This is a genomic window from Pseudacidovorax sp. (genome assembly GCF_017991995.1).
Classification (GTDB): Bacteria; Pseudomonadota; Gammaproteobacteria; order Burkholderiales; family Burkholderiaceae_C; genus Xenophilus.
This window is the reverse complement of record NZ_JAGOPN010000026.1, coordinates 21,172-31,640: the sequence shown is the minus strand read 5'-3', so window position 1 is coordinate 31,640 and position 10,469 is coordinate 21,172. Positions and strand designations below refer to the sequence as shown.

Sequence of the window (10,469 nt, the reverse complement as noted above, 5' to 3'; positions counted from 1 at the left end):
GGGGGGGGGGGGGCGCAGGGCGGCGGCCCCGGCGCGCCGGGGGGGGGCGCGGCGCGCCGCCGCCCGCCCCCCCCCCCCCCCCCGCGGGGGGGGGGGGGGGGGGGGGGGCCCCGGCGGCCTCCGCCGAGGGCGCGCCCCCACCCCAACCCTCCCCCAGCGGGGGAGGGAGCGAAGACTCCGCCGCCGCTGGGGCAGTGGGCGACGACCGCGAGGCCATGCTGGTGCGACTGCGTGCGCTGCAGGCCGAACTCACGACGCTGCAGGGCGAGTCGCCGCTGATCCTGCCCACGGTGGACTACCAGGCCGTCGCCGCCGTGGTGGGCGACTGGACCGGCATCCCGGTCGGCCGCATGCAGCGCAACGAGATCGACACCGTGCTCAAGCTGCCCGTGCTGCTGGGCCAGCGCGTGATCGGCCAGGACCATGCGATGGAGATGATCGCCAAGCGCATCCAGACCAGCCGCGCGGGCCTGGACAACCCCAGCAAGCCCATCGGCGTGTTCATGCTGGCCGGCACCTCGGGCGTGGGCAAGACCGAGACCGCCCTGGCCCTGGCCGAGGCGCTGTACGGCGGCGAGCAGAACCTCATCGTCATCAACATGAGCGAGTACCAGGAGGCGCACACCGTCAGTTCGCTCAAGGGCGCGCCCCCTGGCTACGTGGGCTACGGCGAAGGCGGCGTGCTGACCGAGGCCGTGCGCCGCAAGCCCTACAGCGTGGTGCTGCTCGATGAAGTGGAGAAGGCACACAGCGACGTGCACGAGCTCTTCTTCCAGGTCTTCGACAAGGGCTTCATGGAAGACGGCGAAGGCCGCACCATCGACTTCAAGAACACGCTGATCCTGCTGACCACCAATGCCGGCACCGACCTGATCGCCAGCATGTGCCGCGACCCCGAGCTGATGCCCGACCCCGAGTCGATGGCCAAGGCCCTGCGCGAGCCGCTGCTCAAGGTCTTCCCGCCCGCGCTGCTGGGCCGGCTGGTGACCATTCCCTACTACCCGCTGTCGGACGAGATGCTGGGCAGCATCGTGCGGCTGCAGCTGGGCCGCATCAAGAAGCGCGTCGAGGCCCGCTACAAGATCCCGTTCGAAGTGGGCGACGACGTCGTCAAGCTGGTCGTCAGCCGCTGCACCGAGAGCGAATCGGGCGGCCGGATGATCGACGCCATCCTCACCAACACCATGCTGCCGGACATCAGCCGCGAGTTCCTCACGCGAATGATGGAAGGCAAGCCGATCGAGGGCGTGAGGGTGGGCGTGTCGGACGGCGGCTTCTCGTATCACTTCGCCTGAACGCAAAGGAGTACCCATGTCCGTTCACTACAGCAGTGGCATTCGCATCCAGAACAAGCGAATCGGCCACGGCGTCGAAACGCTGCCGCTCGCCAAGGCCACCGAGTTCATCGATGCGACGAAGACCGCCCTGGACGATCTGCGCAGGACGAAGACCGGCAACGAGCTGATCCAGGCCATCGACGCGAGTGGCCATCGGGTGGACATCTACCGGGGCTGGGACAAGGACACCGGCAACAGCCAAGGCGGCGACAGCGCGACGCCGGGCGTCGACATGTTCGTCGAGCTGGGCACCCTGCACGCGAAGGGTGAAACCGAGTTGGCGGTGGTGCTGGGTCGCGCCTGCGCCGACATGAGCAAACGCTCGGGGCTCAAGAAATTCTTCGGTATCGGCAAGCCCGTGCCCCGGTTCCTCAGCATGGACGGCGTCTCCAAGCTGGTGGGCATCGGCCTGAAGGACCTGGAGGCGATGGCCTCGGGCCGCACGGCCATCCCCGCCCACGTCGATGCAAAGCTCAGGGTGTACCTGTACGACTTCCTGACACCCGGGACGGGGGAGTCCTGCCGCGTGACCTTCAACCACAGGCGCGACAACCTCAGCGCCGAGCACAAGAAATATCTCCCGTCATCCCACACCTGGGCACATCGTCCCCCCGCCATCGGGCTGGGCCATGAACTCGTGCATGCCTGGCGTGTCGTCTCGGGGCGCGTGCTGTTCAAGTACGGATGGGAGGAGGAAGCGATGACCGTGGGTCTGCCGCCCTTCGGCAACATGAAGTTCAGCGAGAACCGCATCCGTGTCGAATGGGGCGGACTTGCCATCCGGCCCGACTACCAGAACATCCAGATGAAGACGGGCCTGGTCGACCCCCAACAGGCGGGCCTCAACCCGGCGAACAGGGCCTGGACGGGCAATCAGAAGTCGCTGCATGCCAACCAGAAGATGGCGCAGGCCATGGGGCAGCGGCGGGCGGCGATGGGTTACGACGACGAAGACGACGATGACTTCTGATCCGATCCCCGCTTCGCCCGAGTGGGCGGCTCGCGTCCCGGCCGCACAGCCATGAACCGCCCTCAAGGCATGCCCGGCAGCCGCCGCAGGGCACTCTCCGACGTCCGGCCGGTTCGCCCCGGCGGGCAGACTTCCATCGCGGCCGCGGCTGCGGTGGCGGGTCAGGGGGGGACCCTGGAGGTCGACATGACCCAGGCCCTGCATCTGGCCATCGGCATGCATCGCGAAGGCCGGCTGGACGCGGCCGAACGCATCTACAGGGCGTTGATCGACGGCGGCGAGGGCGACGCCAATGCCCTGCACTTCCTGGGCATGCTCCTGCATCAGAGAGGCCGCTCCGACGAAGCACTGGCCTTGATGGAACGCGCCATCGCCGCGGATCCGACGGTCGCCGACTGGCACAGCAACCTTGGCAACGTGCTGCTCGAAGCGGGGCGGCTGGACAAGGCGGCGCAGGCCTACGAGCGCGCCCTGGCACTCGCGCCGGAGCGCGCGGCCTTCCACAACAACCTGGGCGTGCTGCGGCGGGAGCAGGGCCGGCTGGACGAAGCCGAACAGGCCTATCGGCAGTCGATCGCGCTGGCCCCGGACTCCGTCGATGCCCGCACCAACTGCGCAAGCCTGCTGCTGGCGCTGGATCGCCACGAGGAAAGCCTGCGGATGTTCTGCGAGGCGTTGCTGCGCTCGCCCCGCCATGCCAAGGCCAAGCGTCTTCTGGGCATGGCCTTCTTCAGCGTGGGTCGGCTGGCCGAGGCGGCCGAGGTGTACCAGGGTTGGCTCAAGGACGAGCCCGACAACCCCGAGGCCGCCCATCACCTGGCGGCGTGCACGGGCACCCTCGTGCCCGAGCGTGCGGCCGACGGCTACGTCGAGTCGGTGTTTGACGGCTTTGCCAACAGCTTCGACGCCAAGCTGGCCATGCTGCACTACCGCGCCCCGGAGCTGGTGGCCGGCCAGGTCGCGTCCTGCCTGGGCGAGCCCCGTGCGTCCCTGGACATCCTCGACGCGGGCTGCGGCACCGGCCTGTGCGGGCCGTTGCTTGCACCCTTTGCTCGCCATCTGGAGGGCGTGGACCTGTCGGCCGGCATGCTGGCCAAGGCCGAGCCCAGGCAGGTCTACCACCGCCTTGTCAAGGCCGAACTCACCGCCTTCCTGCAGCAGAGCGAAGCGGCCAGCCGCGACCTGATCGTCTCGGCCGACACGCTGTGCTATTTCGGCCGACTGGCGCCTGTCTTCACGGCGGCGCACGACGTGCTGCGGCCGGGCGGCTGGCTCATCTTCACGCTGGAGGCTGTCGATCCCGATCTGCACGGGCAGCCTCTCTCGTCCGACGGCTTCATCCTCAACCCCCACGGCCGCTACAGCCACGACGGCGCAGCGGTGCGTGCCGACCTGGAGGCCGCCGGCCTGGAGCCCGTGGCCTTCGATTCCGTGCATCTGCGCAACGAGAACGCCCGGCCCGTGCAGGGCTGGCTCGTCGCCGCCCGCCGTCGTTGACCCACCCGACATCGCCACCATGGCCACACAGGAATTCCGCATCGAAAGCGAATCGCCCGTCAACGGCGAGCTCATGTTCTGGGGCATCGTCGGGCACGAGGGCCTGAGCCGCCCGGCCGCCTACGAGCTGTCGGTGCTCTCCAAGGCCAACGACCTGGACGCGCGCGACGTGCTGGGCCATGCCTTCGACGTGGTGGTGGAGTTCCTGGACCCGGGTGGCAACACGCACGAGCGGCATTGCCAGGGCCATGCGGTGCGCTTCGCGCGCCTGGGCGCGGTGGGGCGCTACTTCGAGTACCGCATCACCCTGCGCTCCTGGTTCTGGCTGCTGACCAAGCGGACCAACGCCCGCATCCACCAGGACAAGAGCGTGCTGGAGGTGATGGACGCGACCTTCGAGGACAGCGCCATCAAGCGCTTCAAGAAGACCAAGCCCAGCGGCGTGGTGGGCGAGCACAAGCCGCGCACCTACTGCGTGCAGTTCGAGGAGAGCGACTACGACTTCGTCTCGCGCCTGCTCGAGGACGAGGGCATCTACTACTGGTTCGATGCGCACGACGCGCCGGGCACCATGCTGCTGGCCGACGGCGCCGGCACGGCGCACGACAAGCTGCCGGTGGTGCACGAGCTGCCGATGGCCACCGGCGGTGGCGAGGAGCGGTTCGACGAGATCCTGCGCTGGTGCGATGCGCAGTCGCTCGGCAGCGGCCGCTATGCCTCGCGCGACAGCGACTTCAAGAAGATCCGCACCGTACTCAAGTCCGACGCCGACGCCTCGGGCGAGCATGAACTGAGCGACCTGGAGGTGTTCGAGTTTCCGGGCGGCTACTTCGAGAACGGCGCGCTCAACCTCAAGCTGGGCGCGCGCATCGACCAGATGGTCTCCGAGCGGCGGCAGCACTGGGCGCTGACGGCCTGGCCCGACGTGGCCGTGGGCCGCTGCTTCGACTTCAGCGGCGACCCGGACGGCACGCGCGACGGCGCCTACCTGATCGCCGGCTGCACGATGGTGCTGATGCACCCGGGCTACGAAGGCATGGACGCCGAGCCGCGCGAGGAGGCGGCGGGGCGCCTGCTGATGGCACTGCTGGCCGACGACGCCGTCAACGCCCAGGTGCTGGACGCGCTGGGCCGGCTGGTGGCCGAGGAGCCGCTGCTGCACACCGGCCGGCGTGGGGCGGGCCTGTTCCTGCTCACGGCCCTGCCCGCGGAGACCACCTTCAAGCCGCCGCGGCTCACGCCGCGCGTGCGCATGCCCGGGCCGCAGTCGGCCATCGTGGTGGGCGCGCAGGGCAAGGAGCACGACGTGGACGCCTTCGGCCGCGTCAAGGTGCACTTCCACTGGGACCGCTACGACGAGAGCAACGAGAAGTCCACCTGCTGGATCCGCGTGTCGCAGCCCTGGGCCGGCAAGGGCTGGGGCGGCTACTTCGCGCCGCGCATCGGGCAGGAGGTGGTGGTCGACTTCCTCAATGGCGACCCGGACCGGCCGCTGATCATGGGCCGCGTCTACAACGACGACCAGCCCATTCCCTATCCCAGCGCCACGCAGAGCGGCTTCAAGACGCGCTCCACGCCTGGCGGCGGCCCCTCGAACTACAACGAGATCATGTTCGAGGACAAGAAGGGCGCCGAGCTGGTGAACATCCATGCCGAGCGGAACATGTCGACCTCGGTGGAGGTGGACGATTCGGTGAGCGTGGGCCGCGACCAGAGCGAGACGGTGGACCGAGATCGCACGTCGAAGGTCGGCCGCAACGAGACCACGGTGGTGGTCGAGAAGCAGGAGAACACCGTCGGCCAGCGCCAGGTCAACACCATCGGCGGCGGCGGGCAGCTCACGCAGGTGGCGGGCTTCCAGGAGAACATCTACCACGCCGGCCAGAAGACCTCGGTCAAGGGCATGCAGGGCCTGATCGTCACGGCCAACCAGGACGTGGCCATCGGCGGCTTCCAGAAGACGGCCATCGGCGCCAACATGGACGTGGGCATCGCCGGCTTCCACACGGTGTCGGTGGGCTCGGACACGGCCTTCATCACCAACGGCAACACCAAGATCCAGTCCGGCGGCGACCACAACGACGTGACCAATGGCAAGCACGCCATCATGGCCAACGAGGTCAAGATCGTCAGCAACTCGAACGTGACGACGATGGCGGTGGCCAACATCGACGCGACCTCGGTGGGCTCCAACACCACGGTGCTGGGCGCCAACTCCAGCGGCTACATCGGCACCAACAGCGAGGCCAACATCGGCATCGCGCGCTCCACCTTCATGGGCATGAGCATGGAGAACGCGCTGGCGATGAGCATCTCGAACTTCGCGGGCATCCAGATGGAGAACGTGCTCGCAGTGAAGCTCGCGAACAGCGCCGGGCCCAACCTCACCACCGAGGCCCTGTGGGTGGACATCTCTCCCATGAAGATCCTGCAGGCGGGCGCGCCGAGCGCGGCAGCCGCCGCAGCCGCGTCGCAGGCCGGCGCCATCGTGGCGGCCGCGATGGGGGTTGGCGCGGTCATCCGCGGTGCGTTCGACGTGGCCGCCACGATCAAGCAGTACGTGGATGCGGCCAAGGCGCTGGAGGACGCCGCCAAGGAGGCGAAGGCCCAGGGCCTCACCGATCTGTCCGGCCGCCTGAACCGCATGGCGACGACGGCCCGGTTGCGCGCGGTCGAAGGCGGCGCAGCCGCCGTCAACCCCGGCGCGCTGGCCGTGGTCGTGGCGGGCGAGAGCGTCAACTCCGACGTGGGCATGGCCAAGACCGTGTGGGACACGGTGACCGGCGCCGAGGAGGCCGGCCCCGCCAGTGCAGGCCTGGACGGCCCGGCCAAGCCGGGCGTGCCGCCCATGCCCGACCTGCCGGCCATGCCCGAGATGCCCAAGCCCTACCAGCCGCCCGGGGGGCAGTGAGCACCGATGCAGGTCCACAAGCCCATGTCCCTGGGGCTGTCCACCCGGCCCATCGAGTACCGCCGCCGCTACGGCCTGTGCGTCACGGCCAGCCTGCACATCCCCTTCGCCCAGGCCGAAGGCGGCACCCTGTGGGGCGAGCAGTCGATGTGGACCTTCCTGGCCGAGGAGATGGCCGTCCCACTGATCGACGAGGGCATCGCCAAGCTCACGCCCGAGTTCCTGGTGCATGGGCGCGCCCATGCCGATCCCGCGCGCCCTGGCGCCTGCGCGGTGCGGGCGCAGGTGGGCCCGCTGCAGAAGACGCTGCTGGTCTTCGGCGAGCGGCACTGGCACGGCGATCGGCCCACCGCCCCGCAGCCCTTCGAGTCCCTGCCGCTGGACTGGGCCCATGCCTACGGCGGCGCCGACTTCGCGCTCAACCCTGCGGGCCGGGGCCGCACGGCCGTGGACGGCGTGCACTGGCTGCCCAACATCGAGTCGCCCGCGGCGCGGCTGCAGCGGCCCGACCAGGCCGTGCCGCCGGCCGGCTTCGGCGCGCTCGAACCCCTGCACCCGTGGCGCGCCGCGCACCGCGGCACCTATGACGAGTCCTACCTGCGCGAGCATGCGCCCGGCTTCGCGCCCGACCTGGACTGGCGCCACTTCAACATGGCGCCGCCGGACCAGTGGTTCGAGCAGCCGCTGCGTGGCGACGAGACCTTCGCCTTCGACCACCTGCATCCCACCCGGCCCCGCGTGGAAGGCCGGCTGCCCGGGCTGCGGGCGCGCGTCTTCGCCGACTACGCATTGGCGGGCGGCGAGACCCGGCTGCGCGAGGTGCCGCTGCGGCTGACCACGCTGTGGTTCTTTCCGCACGCGGAGCGGGCCATCGCCCTGTTCCAGGGACTGGCCGAGATCGCCACCGACGATGGCAGCGACATCCGCTGTCTGCTGGGTGCCGTGGAGCGCGTCGGCGCACCGCGGGACGATGCCCACTATGCCGCCGTGCTGGACAAGCGGGCCGACCCGGCCATGGGAGCCCTGCAGGCGCTCAACGACGCGGACCTGCTGCCCGAGGGCCTGGACGACCTGGACCCCGACGCCGAGCTGCGCCGGCAGGCCTTCGCGGGCGACCAGCTGCAGGCCGACGCCCAGCGTCGCCGCGCGGAGTCCGAGGTCACCCTGGCGAGGGCGCAGGCCCGCGCCCTCGGCAAGGACCCGGACGCGCTGGGGCTGCGGATGCCGCCGGTGGACCGTGCGCCGACGCGGCCGGCCGAGCTGGTGGCCTACCTGGAGCGTCAGCAGAAGGAGGCGCAGCGTCAGCACTGGGCCATGCTGGACGACGTGTTGACGCAGGCCGAGAAGGCGCTGGAGATGGCCGCCCGCCAGAAGCTGGACCTGCCCGCGCTGGCGCATCGCGGGCCGCCGCGCTTCAATGCCGAGGAGCGCCTGGCCGAGATGGCGGCGCTGGCCCAGGGCCGGGCCTTCGACCGGCCAGGCATGCACGCCGGCCTGGTCCGGCAGGAGGCGGCCGAGCGCATGGGCTACCTGCAGTCGGCCCATGCCCAGCTGCCTGCCGCGCCCATGGCGCCTGCGCCCGCCCGCGCGCTGCGCGCCGAGATCGAGCGCGCCGTGGCGGTCGGCCTGCGTCAGTTCGCGCGGATGGACCTGACGGGTGCCGACCTGTCGGGCCTGGACCTGCGTGGCTGCGACTTCGCGGGCGCCTGGCTGGAGAGTGCCAACCTCTCGCAAGCCAACATCTCCGGTGCCGACTTCACGGCCGCCGTGCTGGCGCATGCGGACCTGCGGGGCGTGGTCGCCGTCGGCACCCGGCTGATGGGCGCCAACCTGGGCCGGGCGCGGCTGTCCGGCGCGGTCTTCGACGAGGCCCAGCTCGAACAGGCCACGCTGATGCACTGCGGGTTCGGCGACACGCAGTGGCGCCGCGCCACCCTGACGGGCGCGATGCTGTTCGAGAGCCAGTGGGGCCGGGTGGACTGGACCGGTGCGGTGGCGCCGGGCCAGACCTTCCACAAGCTCGACCTGCAGGGCCTGGTGCTGGCCGAGGCCGACCTCACGGCCGCGACCTTCATCGAATGCGCGCTCGATGGCGTGGATCTGCGCGGCGCCCGCCTGTCGCAGGCCACCTTCATGGGATGCCGGCTGGCCGGGGCCCGCCTGGGCGGCGCGCTGCTCGATGGCGCGGTCTTCGCACAGCAATGCGATGCCGCCGGCGCCGATTTCAGCCAGGCGCGGCTGGTCGGTGCCAACCTGGGCAGCATGGGCCTGGCGGGCGCGCGCTTTGCGCAGTCGCGGCTGGACGGGGCCTTCCTGTGCGAGGCCGACTTCACCGGTGCCGACCTGCGTCTGGCGAGCGCGCAGGGCGCACTGCTGCGCCGCACGCGGCTGCGGGGTGCGCAGATGGCCGGCATCAACCTCAAGGACGCCGTGCTCCAGCATGCCGACCTGCGCGGTGCCGATCTGCGCCGCAGCAACCTCTTTGCCGCCGACCTGTCGCGCGTGCGGCTCGACGGCGACGTGCGGCTGGAGGGCGCACTGCTCACCCGTGCACGCACCTGGCCCCGGCTGACGCCGCAACAGCAGGGGGCGGCATGACCCGGTGCGCCTTCCTTTGCCGCTGCACCTGGCCGAGCCGGGGCCGCACGCAGCCGCCTCGGCGGGCGCGGAAGGGGGGGCGGCCGTGACGCTGTCCCTGCACAGCCTGTCTGCCGCCGTGGCCGTCGGCGAACTGATCGAGGCACTGGATCTGCGCAAGGGTGCCTACGGTCGGGCCGACCTGGGCGGCGGCATCTTCAGCCGGTGCCAGTTCGGCGAGGCCGACCTGCGCGAGGCGGACCTGCGCGAATGCGTCTTCGACCAGTGCGACCTGCGCGGCGTGCTGATGGCGGGCGCACTGCTGCGCAAGGCGGTGTTCAACCGCTGCCGGATGGACCATGCGGACCTGCGGTCCGCGATGCTGCACGGCGCGGTGCTCACCGAGTGCCAGGCCCCGCATGCCCAGCTGGGCCAGGCCCAGCTGTCGATGGCCCTGGTGAGCAAGACGCGCCTGGACCACGCCGTGCTGCGCGGGGCCGACCTGGACGCCGCCACCTTCAGCGAGACCAGTCTGCTGGATGTGGCCGCCGAAGAGGCGGTGTGGCGCCAGACGACGCTCTACCAGTGCGGCATGCAGCACATGAGCTGGCGCGGTGCCCGCCTGGAGCGCGTGGCCTTCGTCGGGGCGGTGCTGGCCGGCATGGACTTCCGCGGTCTGGCGCTGCAGGGCTGCCAGTTCCTGCAGGCCGATCTGCGTGGCGCGGACTTCAGCGAAGCCCTGATCGCCGGCTGCAACTTCCAGCAGGCCAGGCTGGACCAGGCCCGCTTCGCGCGCGTGCGGGGCCGCCATGCGCTCTTCTGCCAGGCCGAAGGCAGCCAGGTGGATTTCCGGGAGGCGCAGCTGCGACAGGCGCTGTTCACCGGCGCGCAGCTACCGGGCGCCTGCTTTGCCGGCGCCGACCTGTTCCAGGTGCACCTGGCCGGCGCCGCGCTCGCCGGTGCCGACCTGCGGGGCGCCGAGCTGGCCCATGCCGACCTGCGTCATGCGGACCTGACCCAGGCCGACCTGCGTGGCGCCGGCCTGATGCGCACGGTGCTGCATGGTGCCCGCACCGAAGGCGCGCAGATGAGCGACCGTGCACGCGCGCTCGAGACCGATCCCGATCTGGCCCAGGCCGAACAATGGCAGCCCGTCGCGGGCTGAATCCCAGGAGCA

Annotated in this window: 6 protein-coding genes; all 6 read left to right on the top strand. The window is 70.7% G+C overall.

From position 1 onward, the window contains the following. Positions 1-1,295: AAA family ATPase (locus KBC94_RS26520; RefSeq protein WP_294377735.1), on the top strand; the 1,295-nt coding region annotated here is incomplete at its 5' end. A gap of 16 nt (positions 1,296-1,311) precedes the next feature. Beyond that, on the top strand, positions 1,312-2,307 hold the full coding sequence (locus KBC94_RS26515; protein WP_294377733.1) for a M91 family zinc metallopeptidase: 996 nt from the start codon (positions 1,312-1,314) through the stop codon (positions 2,305-2,307). A gap of 186 nt (positions 2,308-2,493) precedes the next feature. Continuing rightward, a complete protein-coding gene (locus KBC94_RS26510) occupies positions 2,494-3,804 on the top strand; it encodes a tetratricopeptide repeat protein (protein ID WP_294377730.1) in 1,311 nt (436 codons plus the stop codon). Positions 3,805-3,823: 19 nt separating this feature from the next. Continuing rightward, a complete protein-coding gene (tssI, locus tag KBC94_RS26505; RefSeq protein ID WP_294377728.1) occupies positions 3,824-6,715 on the top strand; it encodes a type VI secretion system tip protein TssI/VgrG in 2,892 nt (963 codons plus the stop codon). A 6-nt stretch (positions 6,716-6,721) separates the two neighbouring features. Then, the gene (locus KBC94_RS26500; protein WP_294377726.1) at positions 6,722-9,313 is read left to right on the top strand and encodes a DUF2169 domain-containing protein; all 2,592 of its coding nucleotides are present in this window, start codon (positions 6,722-6,724) and stop codon (positions 9,311-9,313) included. An 85-nt stretch (positions 9,314-9,398) separates the two neighbouring features. Further along, on the top strand, positions 9,399-10,457 hold the full coding sequence (locus tag KBC94_RS26495; protein ID WP_294377723.1) for a pentapeptide repeat-containing protein: 1,059 nt from the start codon (positions 9,399-9,401) through the stop codon (positions 10,455-10,457). Positions 10,458-10,469 lie beyond the last annotated feature (12 nt).

Coding starts and splice junctions, on each gene's coding strand:
- KBC94_RS26515 (WP_294377733.1), top strand. CDS start 1,312: ATGTCCGTTCACTACAGCAGTGGCATTCGCATCCAGAACAAGCGAATC.
- KBC94_RS26510 (WP_294377730.1), top strand. CDS start 2,494: ATGACCCAGGCCCTGCATCTGGCCATCGGCATGCATCGCGAAGGCCGG.
- tssI (WP_294377728.1), top strand. CDS start 3,824: ATGGCCACACAGGAATTCCGCATCGAAAGCGAATCGCCCGTCAACGGC.
- KBC94_RS26500 (WP_294377726.1), top strand. CDS start 6,722: ATGCAGGTCCACAAGCCCATGTCCCTGGGGCTGTCCACCCGGCCCATC.